The following is a 14,902-nucleotide window of genomic DNA, read 5'->3' as shown; positions in this document are numbered from 1 at the left end:
ACCCTCCGCGGCACTTCCTGCCCCCGAGCGGATCAGCGCGAGCGGTTGTGCAACCGCTCCAGGTCCATGATGACCACGGCCTTGGCCTCGATACGCAGCCAGCCTCGCTGGGCGAAGTCGGCCAGCGCCTTGTTCACGGTCTCCCGCGAGGCGCCGACCAGCTGGGCGAGCTCCTCCTGGGTGAGGTCGTGGTGGACCCGTACGCCGTCGTCGATCCGCTGGCCGAAGCGATCGGCCAGGTCGAGCAGGGCCTTGGCCACCCGGCCGGGCACGTCGGTGAAGACCAGGTCGGCCAGCACGTCGTTCGTACGGCGCAGGCGCTGGGCCAGGGCACGCAGCAGGTGGAGGGCGACCTCGGGGCGGCCGGTCAACCAGGGCCGCAGGTCGTCGTGTCCGAGCCCGGCCAGGCGGACGTCGGTCAGCGCGGTGGCCGACGCCGTACGGGGGCGGGGGTCGAACAGGGACAGTTCGCCGAACATCTCGCTCGGGCCGAGCACGCTGAGCAGGTTCTCCCGGCCGTCTGGCGAGGTGCGGGAGAGTTTGATCTTGCCTTCGAGCACCACGTAGAGGCGGTCTCCGGTCTCGTTCTCGCTGAAGAGGGTCTGTCCCTTGGGCAGCTCCACCTCCGAGATGCTCGTGCGCAGCGCGGCGGCGCTCTCACGGTCGAGCGCGGCGAACAGAGGGGCCTTGCCCAGCACGTCGTCGGAGTTCACAGTGCCTCCTGTTTCACGGCTCACGCAGTCATTGTGACCCATCCCGCCGCGCCACTCTCCAGAGGGCCTTGAGCGTAGGCTGTCGGAGTGCTTCGCAACGTCAGCCCCGGTGGTGAATCCCAGCTTGCCCTGGTCCGTCGAGCTCGTCGAATGGATCGGATTCTGGTGGAAACCTATCCTGACGCCCACTGCGAACTCGACTTCCGTGATCCTCTTGAATTACTGGTCGCGACGATCTTGTCCGCCCAGTGCACGGACAAAAGGGTTAATACAGTCACTCCTACCCTTTTCGCAAAATATCCTACGGCGGAGGACTACGCCGGTGCCGACCGGGCCGAGCTGGAGGGGATCATCCGGCCGACCGGCTTTTTCCGCGCCAAGACCACCAGCATCATCGGCATGGCCCAGGCCCTGTGCGAGCGCCACGGCGGAGAGGTCCCCGGCCGCCTCAAGGACCTGGTGGCCCTGCCGGGAGTCGGGCGCAAAACCGCCAACGTCGTGCTCGGAAACGCCTTCGGGGTGCCCGGGATCACCGTCGACACCCACTTCCAGCGGCTCACCCACCGCTTCCGCTGGACCTCGGAGACCGATCCGGTGAAGATCGAGCAGGTCGTCGCCGGGCTCATCCCGAAGCGCGACTGGACGATGATGTCCCACCGCCTGATCTGGCACGGCCGCCGGATCTGCCACGCGCGCAAACCGGCCTGCGGGGTCTGCCCGCTCGCCGCGCTCTGCCCGTCGTACGGCATCGGCCCCGTCGACGCGGCCCAGGCCGCCAAGCTGGTGCGTCCAGGTCCTTTCTCGTGATCTTCCTCCTGCCCGTCGCCGGATGACCGTCCGGCAGGCATCTCCCGGTGTCGGTGGATCCGCGAAGGCCGGGAAGCGCGGGGCGGGGCATCGTGTTGCAGAGAACCGGAGGTGTGCCCGTGGAAGAGGTCCCAGGGTGGTTGGAAACGCTGGCGGAGCGGGTCACGGGGATGTCGCCCTCACCGCTGCTCCGTCCTCCGGTGTCCGGCGGGCGGCGGGCGGCGGTCCTCCTGCTCTTCGGCGAAGGGTCGTTCGGCCCGGACGTGCTGCTCATCCAGCGCAGCTCGCGCGGGCGTACGCACGCGGGACAGCCCGCGTTCCCGGGGGGCGGGGTGGATCCCGAGGACGACGGCCCGATCGGTGCCGCGCTGCGCGAGGCGGGCGAGGAGACCGGTCTCGACCCGGCGGGCGTCCGGGTGCTCGGGACCATGCCCGAGCTGTACCTGAGCCACAGCGACAACCGGGTGACCCCGGTGCTGGGCTGGTGGCACACCCCCTGCACGGTGCACGCGGCCTCGCCCGACGAGGTGGAGTCGGTGGAGCGGGTCCCGATCCGCGAGCTCGTCGACCCGGTCAACCGGATCATCCTGCGCCACCCGAGCGGTCACCTGGGGCCGGCGTTTCGAGTGCGCGGGCTGCTGGTGTGGGGGTTCACCGCGGGAGTGCTCGACGGGGTGCTCGGCGGTTCCGGCTTCGAGCTTCCCTGGGACCGGTCACGGGTCGAGGACATCCCGCCCGACGTCCTCAACCTCGCGTCCCGTTGACAGGGCGAGGCCGAGGCGGGCCCAGTCGGCCACGTCCTCGTCGGGATCGAGGGTGAGCCGCCGCAGCGCGGCCAGACCCGTCGGATCCGGCGGGCTGCCCATGATGTTCGGCAGCGCGTACGCGGCCCCGTACCTTATCCGGGGATCGTCGTGCTCGGCGAGGGCGATCACCGACGGCAGCGCGCGGCGGTCCCTGAGATGGCCGAAGGCGATCAGCACCGAGTAGAGCACCAGGCAGTCGTCCTCCTGGACGGACATGGTCCGCAGCACCGGCAGCGTCCGGTCGACGAAGCCGAGCCGCCCCAGGATGTCGACCCCGAGCATCCGCTCGGCGGCGGTCTTCCCCGAGCACAACCTCCGTGCGGCGGTGAAGGTCTCCAGATCGCCGCGTTCCTGCAGCTGGGTGATCGCGCGCCAGCGTGCCGCACCCTCCTGATCGCGTTCTCGCAGCGCGGTCTCGATGAGAGACTCCACCGCCGCCGCCCCTCCGATCATCGCCATCTGGCCACGATAACCGCAGAGAGCTCACAGAAGGTGTGCACGCGCGGGGCGGCGGCTGGATACCGTAAGGGAGTGAGCGGTGATCTCCTCGATCTCATCCTGATCGCCCTGATGGTGGCCTTCGCGGTGTCGGGATACCGCCAGGGGTTCATCATCGGGGCCCTGAGCTTTGTCGGTTTTGTCGGTGGCGGCCTGCTGGGCATGTTCCTCGCCCCACCCCTCGCCGGAGCGGTGGTCGACGGCGAGACCGAGCGTGCCCTGCTCGCGATCGTCATCGTCTTCCTCACCGCCACGGTCGGGCAGTTCGCCTCGTCCACGATCGGCGCGGTGGTCCGCAGCCATGTCACCTGGGAGCCCGCCAAGGTCGTCGACGCGGTCGGCGGCACCTTCGCCAGCGCCTTCTCCGTGCTGATCATCGCGTGGCTGATCGGCTCGCTGGTGGCGTCGTCGCAGTTCACGTTGATCAGCGAGCAGGTCAACAGGTCCCTGCTGCTGAGCACGGTCGACCAGACGCTGCCCAGCGCGGCCAAGGACCTGCAGGTGCCGTTCAAGAACTTCATCAACACCTCAGGCTTCCCCAAGGTTTTCGACGCCATAGGAGGCGGCCAGCTCGTCGACGTCTCGCCGCCCGACCAGAGCGTGGCGAAGGGCAACAAGCAGCTCACCCGGGCGCGCCGGGGCATCGTGAAGGTCCAGGGCGTCGCCACGAGCTGCCGCAAGCACATCGAGGGCACCGGGTTCGTCTACGCCCAGAACAAGATCATGACGAACGCGCACGTGGTCGCCGGGGTCAACCAGGGCCTGCAGGTCACCGACTACCTCAACAAGACCCACCCGGCCAAGGTCGTGCTCTACAACCCCGACCGAGACATCGCCATTCTCCACGTTCCCGGGCTCAACATGCCGATCCTGCGCTTCGACGGCACCGCGAAGAAGGGCGACGACGCGATCGTCGCCGGATTCCCGCACGGCCACGGCTACACCATGAACGTGGCCCGCATCCGGGTGCAGCAGAAGGCCAAGGGCCTCAACATCTACGAGCGCAAGTCCGTCGTCCGCGACGTGTACGCCATCCGCGGCCTGGTCCGCCAGGGCAACTCGGGCGGCCCGCTGCTCACCACCGACGGCAAGGTCTACGGTGTCGTCTTCGCCGCGGCCCTCGACCAGCAGGAGACCGGCTACGTGCTCACCGCCGCGGAGGTCGCGCCGGACGCCGAGGACGGCTCCAAGCTCTTCAACCAGGTCGACACCCAGGAGTGCGACCAGAACTAGCCCTTCGACGAAAACCCGCGAACGGCTCCCGGAACCCTTCGCGGACCGTCACGGCCTCGCCCTCGCCGCCGCGCGGAGGGGGTGAACGTCAGAGAAGAGCCTCGATCCTGGCGATGGCCACCTCGGCCTCCAGGTCGTCGAGCTCGTGGGCGGCCCTGGCGATCAGCTCGTACGGCATCCCGTAGCGGCTGATCCGGTCGGCGCCTCGCACGAACAGCGTCGCGGCCCCGCGCCGGTTGCCCCGTTGCAGATGGGTGAGGCCGACGCAGATCTGCGCCAGTCCCTGCCAGAGCTCGCGCTCCTCCTCGGGGGAGTTCTTCCAGCGGCCCTCAAGCACCTCGTGGGCGTGGAACGGCCGCCCCTCGCCGAGCAGGCGGCGTGCCTCGGAGATCGCCTCCTCGGCGCTCGGCGCGTAGTCGTCGGGGATGCGCTCCACGCCCTCGGCGCCGTGGGGCAGCGGGCGTCCGAACGCGTCGCGGGGGCGCTGGTTGCGCGGCCTGCCGTCGGGATCCCGGTCGCGTCCCCTCATCGGTCGGGCTCCGGGTCGGACAGCCAGGCCACGAGCTCGGCGTCGAACTCCTCGGGGCGCTCCTCGTGCGGGAAGTGCCCGGCATCCTCGATGAGCCGCCACCGGTAGGAGGCGGCGACGTAGCGGCCGGAACCCTGGGCGGTGCGCGGCAGGACGTGCCTGTCGAGCGCGCCGTGCAACTGCAGGGTCGGCGCGTTGATCTGGGTACGCATGGTCTTCGCGTAGCGCCACCCGTCGGGGCGGAGCTGGGAGCGGCCGAACCAGCGGTGATACTCCAGCGCGCAGTGCGAGACGTTGCGAATGCGGAACGCGTCGCGATAGGTCTTCGCCACGTCCTCCTCAGGCCAGCCGGGCCCCGACCACTGATCGAGCAACCGCCCCACCCTGGCGCCGGAGTTGGCGGTCAGACGCCGCTCAGGAAGCAGCGGCAGCTGGAAGCCCAGCGCGTAGCGGGCCGCCCTGAACTGGCCGAAGGGCTCGGTGAACAGCGTGGTGCGGAGACGCCGGGGATGCGGTGCCGAGACCGGGACCAGCCGCAGGACCGCCTTGGGATCCGTCACGGCCATGGTCCAGGCGAGCAGCCCGCCCCAGTCGTGGCCGACGACGACGGCACCGGTCTCGCCCAGCGCCCGGATCAGCCCTGCCGCGTCGGCGGCCAGGGTGTGCAGGTCGTAGCCGCGCGGAGGCTTGTCGCTGGCTCCGTAGCCTCGCAGGTCGACGGCGACGGCGCGGTATCCGGCCGCGGGGAGCGAGACGAGCTGGTTGCGCCAGCTCCACCAGAACTGCGGGAACCCGTGGAGCAGCAGCACGAGAGGGCCCGTACCGGCCTCCACGACGTGGAAGCGGGTGCCGCCGGCGTGGACGGAGCGGTGGGTCCACGGGCCCTCGATCCTGACCAGGGACTCGTCGGGTCTGCTCACTGGCTCGGTCTCACCGGGTCGCGATGGCCGCCCGTCTGGCCGGCCGTGGCCGCAGCCGTGTCGAGAGCGGGGTCGTGCCCGCCGCTCTTGATGGTCTTGAGCGAGCGCAGCGTCCGCTTCATCCCGGTCAGGCCCTTGAGTCGCCGTATGCCGATGAAGACCAGCAGCGCGGCCACGAGCAGGTAGAACACGGTGACGATCAGGAAGGCGAGCCAGGTCCACATGCCCGCGGCGACCAGGGCGTAGGCGATCGTGAAGGAGGCGAGGATCAGGCACAGGTGCGCCATGAACGCCGCTGCGCCGAAGAGCCCGGCCGCCGTACCGACCCGTTTGGCGTCGAACCTGAACTCGGCCTTGGCGAGCTCGATCTCGGCGCGTACCAGGGTGGATATGTGGTCGCTGGCGGCGGCGACCAGCGCGCCCAGTGACTCCTCCTGTGGTTCCGCGGGCGGGATATGTGTCATGGACGATCTCCTATCGAGGGCCTTTGTCGAACATCATGCTGCGCGTCGAGGTGGTCGCGCACGCACACCCGCAGCGGAACCGGCGCCGCGAGCACGCCGGGGTGATCGCGTACGTGTCATCAAATACCTGCGTCATCAAGACTTCAGACTTTAGTCCCGGGGCGGAGGGGAGGCGTGGGGCTGCACCGGTTTGGTGAGGTCTCGGCTGTCCGGTGGTGAGAACCTGCACCACAGCCCCGCCGGGTGGGCGGCAGGTGAAGCCGGTGCGAAACCGTTGGGCTCCTGACCGCGACAGCGATCGCCGGGGCGACTCCCGGCCCGTGCGGGGAGGAGTTCCCGGCTCCTGCGGGCTGCGGCGGCCTCCGGCCGTGAAGATGATGTTCAACGGGCCGGGTGCTACCCCGGCGGCGGGCCGGTGAACATCGCCGGGCCGATGAGAGCCGACGAGAAAAGGGCTTCCGGGCGGGAGGAACCCCGTCACCGCGGAGATCGGTGGGAGGGCAGGGGAGACACCGCCGTCACCGGAGCCCGTTGAAGCCCGGCGACGTCGGGGGACCACGTGGAGCTCTTCGGTGAGACCGGGTGAGACCGGGTGAGACCGCTGAAGGTCCGCGCCGGCGACGTCGAGAGACCGCGTGAGCCCGCGTGAGTTCGCCGGAAGCCCTCGGGGAGGGCCTCTCACGGGAACTCGGAGTGCTCAAAAACTCCGGGTGGGCCGCGTCTTCGGCCCACCCGGGTGTTCCTGTCCGCTCAGTCCTCGCTCTTGGCGCTGGGCAGCTTCTCCGAGATGAGGTTCATCACCGTGCTGTCGGCGAGGGTGGTGACGTCGCCGACGCTGCGGTTCTCCGCCACGTCACGCAGGAGACGCCGCATGATCTTTCCGGAGCGGGTCTTGGGCAGCTCGGGGACGACGAGGATCTGGCGCGGCTTCGCGATCGGGCCCAGAGCCTTGGACACGTGGGCGCGCAGCTCGGCCGCGATGTCCTCGCCCTCCTCGGCGTTGCCGCGCAGGATCACGAACGACACGATGGCCTGCCCGGTCACCGGGTCGGTCGCGCCGACCACGGCCGCCTCGGCGACCTTCGGGTGGGAGACCAGCGCCGACTCGACCTCGGTGGTGGAGATGTTGTGCCCGGAGACGAGCATGACGTCGTCCACCCGGCCGAGCAGCCAGATGTCGCCGTCCTGGTCCTTCTTGGCGCCGTCGCCCGCGAAGTACATGCCCTCGAAGCGGGACCAGTAGGTGTCGATGTAGCGCTGGTCGTCACCCCAGATGGTGCGGAGCATCGACGGCCACGGGTCGCGGATCGCGAGGTAGCCGCCACCGCCGTTGCCCACGCTCTGGCCCTGGTCGTCGACCACGTCGGCGGTGATGCCGGGTAGCGGGCGCATGGCCGCGCCGGGCTTGCCCTCGGTGACACCGGGCAGCGGGCTGATCATGACGGCGCCGGTCTCGGTCTGCCACCAGGTGTCGACGACCGGGGTACGGTTGCCGCCGATGTGCTCGCGGTACCAGATGTAGGCCTCGGGGTTGATCGGCTCGCCGACGCTGCCCAGGATCCGCAGGGACGACAGGTCGTACTTCGCGGGGATGTCGTCGCCCCACTTCATGAACGTACGGATGGCCGTCGGGGCCGTGTAGAGCAGCGTGACCCCGTACTTCTGCACGATCTCCCAGAACCGGCCCCGGTGCGGGGTGTCGGGGGTGCCCTCGTAGATGACGCTCGTCGCGCCGTTGGCGAGGGGGCCGTACACGATGTAGGAGTGGCCGGTCACCCAGCCGATGTCGGCGGTGCACCAGTAGACGTCGGTGTCGGGCTTGAGGTCGAACACCGCGTTGTGGGTGTAGGCGGCCTGGGTGAGGTAGCCGCCGGTGGTGTGCAGGATGCCCTTGGGCCTACCGGTCGTGCCGCTGGTGTAGAGGATGTAAAGCGGGTCCTCGGCGTCGTTCGGCCGTGCCTCGTGCACGTCGGACTGCCGGTCCACGACGTCGTGCCACCAGACGTCCTTGTCGGTCTGCTCCACGTCCTGGCCGGTCCGCCTCACGACGAGGACGTGCTCGATGCCGGGGCACTTCTTGACGGCCTCGTCCACGGTCGGCTTGAGCGCGCTGGGCGCGCCGCGGCGGTAGCCGCCGTCGGCGGTGACCACGAGCTTGGCGTCCGCGTCCAGGATCCGGCCACTGAGCGCGCTCGCGGAGAATCCGCCGAACACCACCGAGTGGATCGCTCCGATGCGGGCGCAGGCCAGCATCGTGATCGGCAGCTCGGGGATCATCGGCATGTAGATCGCGACCCGGTCGCCCCTGCCGACGCCCAGCTCCTGGAGTGCGTTGGCGGCCTTGGAGACCTCGCGCAGCAGGTCGGAGTAGGTGAGCGTACGGGTGTCGCCCTCGGGCTCGCCCTCCCAGTGGTAGGCGACCTTGTCGCCGCGGCCTGCCTCCACGTGGCGGTCGACGCAGTTGTAGGCGATGTTGAGCTCGCCGCCGACGAACCACTTGGCGAAGGGCGGGTTCCACTCAAGGGTGGTGTCCCAGCGCTTCGACCAGGTCAGGCGGTCCGCCTGCTTCTCCCAGAAGGCGAGGCGGTCCCGTTCGGCCTCCGCGTAGGCGTCGGCGGTCACGTTCGCGGCCGCGGCCAGGTCGGCGGGAGGTGCGAATCGCCGGGTCTCCCGCAGTAGGTTCGACAGCGTCTCCTGGGTCTCACGCGACTTGGAACCAGGGTTCTCCGGGGCCACTACGCACTCCTCACGTACTGCTATCGACGGTCGTGTCCCACTTCACCAGGCCACATGTGTCTGCCACAAGAGGTCTAGCACAGGTCTGTACCAACCGGTGATGAGGGGCCATATACGGTCAAACGCCTCATTTCTAGGGAGTTCCACCCACGGAACGTTGCGTTTTCGACACCGTAGGAATGCGGACGGCGTTGTTCAACGTGCGTTGGCGAGGTGGTGCGCTGGACGGTGCCATGCGCTCGGTGAACGGTTCGCACGCCGCTTCCTGAGCCGTTTCCGGCAAGCCCCCGAGAGGGCTCCCGAGGACGGGGTGCTCCGAGGAGGTCTTCCTGGAGGTTTCGCGAAGGCCGCCTTCTCTCGCGAAGGCCGCCTTCTCTCGCGAAGGCCGCCTTCCGGGGAGGTCTCCGTGGGGGCCCCTCAGCGGCGAGGTCCTCCGAAAGGGTCTTCCCGGGCGGTCTCCCACGCCTCTCACGGCCTCTCAAGGGCGGTTTTCCGAAGGAGGCTCTTCCAGACGGGCGGGGACGTGGCCCGGAGTGCCTCATGGCCTGGCCGAAGTCCCGCCGAACGGCCCCGATAGGGTCGGGCAGCGTGAGCGACCCATTGGCTGTCATCGCGGGAATGCCCGGAGTGCCCGAGGCGGTCACCGACGCGCGCAAGGCCGTCGACCGGCTCTACGGACACCGCGTGCTGCGACGTAAGAGTCCGGAGGTGTCGGCCAGATCCGCGTTGCGCGGCGCACGCGCGTCAGCCGCCCTGGAGGGCGTGGACGTGCCCCTCGAAGCCATCCCCGAGGTCACCGATCCCGTGGTGCAGGGCGCGCTGCGTGTCTCGGCCGAACTCGGGCGACTCGGCGCGACCTGGCGTTCGGCGCCCCGCCAGGTGTTGGCCAGGCTGCATACCCTCGCGGCCTCGGGGCTCATCGGAGACGGCGGGGGTGCGGGGGACCTCGGCCGCCCCAGGGCCGTCGCGGAGGCGCCCGACCCGCTCGGCCTGGGGGCCGCCCCCGGTCCGCAGGAGACGGTGGCACGGGTGGACGGGCTGGTCCGGTTGGTGACGGCCTCGTCGAAGGCCCCCGCCCTGGTGCTCGCCGCCGTCGTACACGCGGAACTGGCCGTGCTGCGCCCGTTCGGTACGGCGGACGGTGTGGTCGCGCGGGCGGCGGAGCGGTTGACGCTTGTGGAGTTCGGCCTGGACCCGAAGTCGCTGGTCGCCGTCGAGGTGGGCCACCTCGAACTCGGCTCCGCCTACGGGGAGGGGTTGCGGTCATATCTGAGCGGTACCCCCGAGGGCGTCGCCGCGTGGGTGCGGCACTGCGCGTCGGCGGTCACGCTGGGCGTACGAGAGGCCACGGCGATCTGCGAGGCCATGCAGCGCGGCTGACCTCGGACCGGTCGGCCGTGGGCTCAGCGGGTCAGTGCGAGGAGAGCGGGGTCGGCGGGTCAGTGTGAGGGCAGCAGGGGCGGCGGGGTCGGGGAGGCGGCGTGCGATGGCAGCGGGGTCGGCGTGCGAGGGTAGCGGGTCAGTGTGAGAGCGGCGGGGCGGCGCGAGGACACTTGCCCGCGTCCCTGAGCCCGTCCGCGCACTCGCGTCCCTGGCCTGCCAGGGTCCCCCGCCTTCGCATCTGACCTGCCCGGGGATCGGCTCGATCGCACCCGTGGCCTGCCCGCCTGCTCGCTCATCCGTGCCACTGAGTGACGGCCGGCCGCGTGTTCGATTACCGAGCGTCACTGATTACGGACATCCAGCGGGATCGGCCGCACATACCGACGGCGCCCCTGGTGTGGGGGCGCCGTCGCCGACATGTCCCGACCGAGTTACCAAGCGTGCACCTGATAATCGCTGAAGCGGGGCAAGCCCGATTCAGCGCGCCTCCCGCGGCTGACGGCACGTGGGTACTCGGCGGCCATGCCCGGACAACTGGTCCGTAAAACCTTTGTACGTCCGATCCGCGCAGATGGGAACCCCTGGGAGCAAGACCTTTACGGATCAGGGGACATTAATGGACGAATCCCCTCTTATATCGTTTTATGCTCCGCCGAGCACGCCCGGTGTGGCGTCCGGCGGATGCTGTGACGCCTCGGCGGCAATTACCGAGCGTCACCGTCGTTCGTGTGTGCGTGGCGCGCGTCTCGGCGGGACCGTGTCCGGAGACTGGACCGTTGCATTAAAAAAACTAGCGGAAATCGAGGATTACTCCTCGACGGAACTCAAGTTGATCGGGCAGCATGAGGTGTTATCTCCCCAAACCGGAGTAACTGCGCAGGTCGCAACGCGACCCTCTCGCTGTGCTCCGGTCGGTTGTTGAAGGCTTTCTTCCTAAACGGGACCGGCTCTACCCCCCCAGAGCCGGACCGGTTGGCGACCCCCGCTCTCTCCCCCCCGGCGGGGGTCGCCCTTTTCTTCGAGCGTCCCCTGCCCCGGCGGCATGTCTTCCCGGCCTTCCGTCCGGCGGCCGGTTTTCCACAGGCTTCTCCCTGTCGGCAAGGGTTATCCACAGTGCGGCGTTCGGTTTCCCCTGAAGGGTAGGTCGTCGCGGAAAGTGGGGCTCCCGCACCCCAGGGAGGCACCCGTGGACCGTCCGCTGATCATCACCGAAGACCACGATCTGCTCGACGACCTGCTTCGTGTCGCCGCGGCGGCCGGAGCCGAGCTCGATGTCGCCCACGTGCCCGCGCACGCCCGGCCCTACTGGAACCGTGCCCCGCTGGTCGTCGTCGGGGGCGACGTGGCCGACGCCCTGGCCGCGACCGGCCCGCCACCTCGCTCCCGTGTCTTCCTGGCCACCCACACCTCCGAAGATCCCGACACATGGCGCAAGTGCGTCGCGGTCGGCGCTCAGGGCGTACTGGAGTTGCCCGCCGCGGAGCGACAGCTGGTCGACGAGTTCGCCGACGCCGTCGAGCCGCCCGCGAGACCCGGCTCCGTGGTGTGTGTCGCGGGAGGGCGGGGAGGAGCGGGAGCCAGCGTCCTGGCGGGTTCGCTGGCACTGGCCGCGTCCCGGCGGCGCATCCGCACCCTCCTCGTCGACGCCGATCCGCTAGGCGGAGGTCTCGACCTCCTCCTCGGTCAGGAGGAGTCCGACGGGGCGCGCTGGTCCGACCTGGTCGCCCGTGAGGGCAGGGTGAGCCATACCGCGCTCCAGGCGGCCCTGCCGACCTTCGCCGGGCTGACGTTGCTCTCCTTCCACAGGGGCGAGGTCGATCCGATCCCGGCCGAGGCGATGCGCTCGGTCCTTGAGGCGGGCCGCAGGGGCTTCGACCTGGTCGTCGTCGACCTGCCGCGCCACCTCGACGAGGCCGCGGTGGAGGCGCTCGGACGAGCCGCCACGACCCTCCTGGTCGTCACCGCCGACGTGCGTGGCGTGCTCGCCGCCGCCCAGGTGCTCGCCGGGCTGCGCGGGCACACGGGTGAGGTGCGGGCCGTCGTGCGCAGCGGGGTCCTGAACGACGACGTGGTGGCGGCCTCACTCGACGTCCCGCACGGTGGCAGCCTCCCCGACCAGCCTCGTCTGGCCGCCGCGCTCGAGCGGGGGGACGTCCCCCCGCTCGGCCGCCGCACCTCTCTCGGGCGGTTCTGCTCCGCGTTCCTGCACGAGTTGTTCGGGCCGGACGCGTGAAGCGGGCCGAGACAGCCGTGACGGTCTCGCCGGAGCTGGTGGAGGCGGTCCGCGTACGGCTGGCCCGAACGGGCGTCGAGCCCAGTGCCGCGCACGTCGCGGTCGCGCTGCGAGCCGAGCGGGCGATGCTCGGTGACGCGGAGATCCTGGCGGTGGCCCGGGTCCTGTGCGCCGATCTCATCGGGGCCGGTCCTCTGGAGCCGTTGCTGGCCGAGGCCGAGGTCACCGACGTGCTGGTGAACGGCCCGCGCGAGGTATGGGTCGACGACGGCGGTGGGCTACATCTGACCTCGATCGTCTTCCCGAGCGAAGACGCTCTCCGGCGGCTGGCGCAGCGTCTCGCCTCCGCCGCGGGCAGGCGTCTCGACGACGCGTGCCCGTACGTCGACGCCCGCCTCGCCGGAGGCGTCCGGCTCCACGCCGTCCTTCCACCCGTGGCGCCCAACGGCACCTGCCTCTCCCTGCGGCTCCCGCCCAGACGCACCTTCACCCTTCCCGACCTGGTCGAAGCGGGCGCGATCAGGGCCGACAGCGTCTCCGTTCTCACGGCGGTGATCGAGTCGAGGCTCGCCTTCCTGGTCACGGGCGGCACGGGTACGGGCAAGCCGAAGCACTACTTGTGACACCATTAAACCATGAGCGAGTACATCCCCCAACGAGCCGTCATCTTGTGCCGAATCAGCGACGCCCGCGACGAGGACACGACCGGAGTCGACGACCAGGAGCGGCACTGCCGTGGAGTGGCCGACCGCCTCGGCTGGAAGGTCTGGAAGGTCGTCGTGGAGAACGACGTGTCCGCCTACAAGCGGCGGAAGATCCAGCTCCCCGACGGCACCCAGGGACTGCGGACCGTCCGGCCCGGCCTGCGCAACGCGATCACGTGGCTGTCGACCGGCGAGGCCGACGGGCTGATCGCCTACGACCTTGACCGGGCCGCCCGCGATCCCCGCGACCTTGAGGACCTGATTGACGCCGTCGAGATGCGCAAGCCACGGCCGCCGGTGGCGTCGGTTACCGGGTCACTGCGGCTCGCGAACGACGCCGATATCACCATGGCGCGGGTCATGGTAGCTGTAGCCAACAAGGCCTCCCGGGACACGGGCCGCCGGGTCTCAAACGCTCGCCTGCGCATGGCGACCAACGGTGAGTACGGCGGCGGGATCCGCCCGTTCGGCTTCCTGAAGGACGGCGTCACCGTGGAGCCGGCCGAAGCGGCCGAGATCGTCAAGGCGACGGACGCCCTCCTCGCAGGGGCGAGCCTCCGTTCCGCCGTCCGCACGATCAACGCTGCGGGTGTCAGGACGTCGCGCGGCAAGGAGTGGAGCACAGTCGAGCTGAGGGACGTGCTCCTGCGTGCCAGGAACGCCGGTCTCGCCGTCTACAAGGGCGAGGTGGTAGGCCAGGCCTCCTGGCCCGCGATCGTTCCTGAAGAGTCCTGGCGGGCAGTCGTCGCGCTGCTGAGCGACCCCGCGCGCAAGACGTCGCCGGGCAACCGGGCGCGGTGGCTCGGGTCCGGCATCTACATCTGCGGGGGGTGCGGGGAGACCGTTATCTGCTCCCGCTCCAGCCAGGCCCGGAACCCGTGCTACCGGTGCCGCCCGCCACGTGGAGGGTCCCAGAGTCCGGGCAACCACGTCACACGGACTGCGGCACCGCTGGACGCGTTCGTGGAGGAACTCGTCATCGAACGGTTGTCCCGGCCTGACGCGGTTGAACTGCCCCTGCAGGACCGGGGGGAGGACGTTGCTCCCCTGCACGTCGAAGCTGTCACGCTGCGGGCCCGGCTCGACGAGCTGTCGACGCTGCACGCTGACGGGGCGATCGACGCCCGCCAGCTCGTGACGGGCAGCACCCGGCTCCGCAGCCAGCTCAAGGAGGTCGAGAACCGGATCACCGCAGCGAGTCAGGGGAGCGTCTTCGCCGGGGTCGTTGGCACGGAGGACCCACGGGCCACGTGGAAGGGGCTGGACCTCGGCCGGAAGCGCGCCATCCTCGACGCATTGATGACCGTGACGATCCTTCCGGCCCGTCACGGGCGGGCTTCTGACGGCAGCTACTTTGACCCCGCCTCGGTGAGGATCGAACCGAAGCGGTGACCAGGAGGTCGAGGGAGGAGGCGCAAGCGCCCCCGTCGGCCTCCTCCCGTATGGCTTAGCGGGGCTCAGGCGGCGTTGCGGGTGCTCTCCGGCTCATCGGTGGCGGCCGGAACCGCGCCGCGCATCAGGATCGAGATGCGGGCCTTCTGCTCGGCCGTGAGCGGCGGAAAGCCATCGACGATTTCGCGGACGAGTGCCGCGTACTTGTACTCGTTCACCTCGGCCCTCACAGGTTCGACCTGCTTCTGTCTCGTGCGCTCTCTCACGGGTCTAAGGATTCCGGCCGGGGCGAATGGGCGCTAGTTACGGCATAACTAGACCCTTTTGCGACTTTCGTTGAGTTGGGATGTGGTAGCCAGGCCATGTGGGGCCGTGATAGGGCTAATCCGAGACGGCTACGACACCATGGGGGGCGCGTTTTCCCGAAGCCTCCAGAACGCCCCAGGGTCGCCCTGTAGCCGCTTGGCGAGAATCCCGAGGGCGG

At 69.8% G+C, this 14,902-nt stretch carries 14 protein-coding genes; 7 read left to right on the top strand and 7 right to left on the bottom strand.

Translation table 11 applies throughout. The features are described from left to right. Window positions 1-32 precede the first annotated feature (32 nt). Window positions 33-755 carry a Crp/Fnr family transcriptional regulator gene (locus tag ACIBH4_RS30040; protein WP_362518215.1) on the bottom strand — a complete coding sequence of 241 codons (723 nt, stop codon included), beginning with the start codon at window positions 753-755 and terminating at the stop codon, window positions 33-35. A 45-nt stretch (window positions 756-800) separates the two neighbouring features. Here ACIBH4_RS30040 and nth point away from each other — a divergent pair, with 45 nt between their 5' ends. Then, window positions 801-1,520, top strand: a complete 720-nt coding sequence (nth, locus tag ACIBH4_RS30035; RefSeq protein ID WP_362518212.1) for an endonuclease III — start codon at window positions 801-803, stop codon at window positions 1,518-1,520. Window positions 1,521-1,639: 119 nt separating this feature from the next. After that, entirely contained in the window at window positions 1,640-2,284 is a 645-nt protein-coding gene (locus tag ACIBH4_RS30030) for a CoA pyrophosphatase (protein ID WP_362518209.1), read from the top strand. Here the strand turns inward: ACIBH4_RS30030 and ACIBH4_RS30025 are convergent. Beyond that, complete coding sequence (locus ACIBH4_RS30025; protein ID WP_362768891.1) at window positions 2,234-2,785, bottom strand: HEAT repeat domain-containing protein; 552 nt, start codon at window positions 2,783-2,785, stop codon at window positions 2,234-2,236. The two genes, ACIBH4_RS30030 and ACIBH4_RS30025, sit on opposite strands and share 51 nt — an antisense overlap. 72 nt (window positions 2,786-2,857) lie before the next feature. On the opposite strand from ACIBH4_RS30025, the gene ACIBH4_RS30020 reads away from it, so the two are divergent. Next, window positions 2,858-4,057 (top strand): MarP family serine protease, encoded by a 1,200-nt coding sequence (locus tag ACIBH4_RS30020; RefSeq protein WP_362518203.1) that lies wholly within the window; start codon window positions 2,858-2,860, stop codon window positions 4,055-4,057. 88 nt (window positions 4,058-4,145) lie between these two features. Here the strand turns inward: ACIBH4_RS30020 and ACIBH4_RS30015 are convergent, their stop codons facing one another. The 4 genes from ACIBH4_RS30015 to acs form a co-directional block, all read right to left on the bottom strand. Next, window positions 4,146-4,586 carry a DUF309 domain-containing protein gene (locus ACIBH4_RS30015; protein WP_362518200.1) on the bottom strand — a complete coding sequence of 147 codons (441 nt, stop codon included), beginning with the start codon at window positions 4,584-4,586 and terminating at the stop codon, window positions 4,146-4,148. Further along, the gene (locus ACIBH4_RS30010) at window positions 4,583-5,506 is read right to left on the bottom strand and encodes an alpha/beta hydrolase (protein ID WP_362518197.1); all 924 of its coding nucleotides are present in this window, start codon (window positions 5,504-5,506) and stop codon (window positions 4,583-4,585) included. Before ACIBH4_RS30010 ends, ACIBH4_RS30015 begins: the two co-directional genes overlap by 4 nt. Then, the gene (locus ACIBH4_RS30005; RefSeq protein WP_362518194.1) at window positions 5,503-5,970 is read right to left on the bottom strand and encodes a phage holin family protein; all 468 of its coding nucleotides are present in this window, start codon (window positions 5,968-5,970) and stop codon (window positions 5,503-5,505) included. Before ACIBH4_RS30005 ends, ACIBH4_RS30010 begins: the two co-directional genes overlap by 4 nt. 750 nt (window positions 5,971-6,720) lie before the next feature. After that, window positions 6,721-8,706 (bottom strand): acetate--CoA ligase, encoded by a 1,986-nt coding sequence (gene acs / locus ACIBH4_RS30000; RefSeq protein WP_362518191.1) that lies wholly within the window; start codon window positions 8,704-8,706, stop codon window positions 6,721-6,723. A gap of 588 nt (window positions 8,707-9,294) precedes the next feature. Between acs and ACIBH4_RS29995 the strand changes: the two genes are divergently transcribed. The 4 genes from ACIBH4_RS29995 to ACIBH4_RS29980 all read left to right on the top strand — a co-directional run bounded on the left by ACIBH4_RS29995 (window position 9,295) and on the right by ACIBH4_RS29980 (window position 14,418). Beyond that, window positions 9,295-10,086 (top strand): oxidoreductase, encoded by a 792-nt coding sequence (locus ACIBH4_RS29995; RefSeq protein ID WP_362518188.1) that lies wholly within the window; start codon window positions 9,295-9,297, stop codon window positions 10,084-10,086. 1,189 nt (window positions 10,087-11,275) lie between these two features. Further along, window positions 11,276-12,322: a septum site-determining protein Ssd gene (gene ssd, locus ACIBH4_RS29990; RefSeq protein WP_362518185.1), complete on the top strand. Its 1,047-nt coding sequence runs from the start codon at window positions 11,276-11,278 to the stop codon at window positions 12,320-12,322. 17 nt (window positions 12,323-12,339) lie between these two features. Further along, window positions 12,340-12,945, top strand: coding sequence for an ATPase, T2SS/T4P/T4SS family (locus tag ACIBH4_RS29985; RefSeq protein ID WP_362768894.1), 606 nt, complete (start codon window positions 12,340-12,342; stop codon window positions 12,943-12,945). A gap of 12 nt (window positions 12,946-12,957) precedes the next feature. Next, complete coding sequence (locus tag ACIBH4_RS29980) at window positions 12,958-14,418, top strand: recombinase family protein (RefSeq protein WP_362768897.1); 1,461 nt, start codon at window positions 12,958-12,960, stop codon at window positions 14,416-14,418. A 65-nt stretch (window positions 14,419-14,483) separates the two neighbouring features. Here the strand turns inward: ACIBH4_RS29980 and ACIBH4_RS29975 are convergent, their stop codons facing one another. Further along, window positions 14,484-14,636 (bottom strand): hypothetical protein, encoded by a 153-nt coding sequence (locus ACIBH4_RS29975; protein ID WP_362768900.1) that lies wholly within the window; start codon window positions 14,634-14,636, stop codon window positions 14,484-14,486. Between the last annotated feature and the right edge of the window lie 266 nt (window positions 14,637-14,902).

Origin of the sequence: Streptosporangium sp. NPDC050284 (genome assembly GCF_044459525.1) — a bacterium.
GTDB lineage: Bacteria > Actinomycetota > Actinomycetes > Streptosporangiales > Streptosporangiaceae > Streptosporangium.
The sequence above is the reverse complement of the archived record's forward strand: the minus strand, read 5'-3'. Positions and strand labels throughout refer to the sequence as shown.

What these genes read in the sequence shown, in the direction of transcription:
- ACIBH4_RS30005 (WP_362518194.1), bottom strand. Translation starts at nt 5,970, where the DNA reads ATGACACATATCCCGCCCGCGGAACCACAGGAGGAGTCACTGGGCGCG.
- ACIBH4_RS30015 (WP_362518200.1), bottom strand. Translation starts at nt 4,586, where the DNA reads ATGAGGGGACGCGACCGGGATCCCGACGGCAGGCCGCGCAACCAGCGC.
- ACIBH4_RS30025 (WP_362768891.1), bottom strand. Translation starts at nt 2,785, where the DNA reads ATGGCGATGATCGGAGGGGCGGCGGCGGTGGAGTCTCTCATCGAGACC.
- ACIBH4_RS29980 (WP_362768897.1), top strand. Translation starts at nt 12,958, where the DNA reads ATGAGCGAGTACATCCCCCAACGAGCCGTCATCTTGTGCCGAATCAGC.
- ACIBH4_RS30040 (WP_362518215.1), bottom strand. Translation starts at nt 755, where the DNA reads ATGGGTCACAATGACTGCGTGAGCCGTGAAACAGGAGGCACTGTGAAC.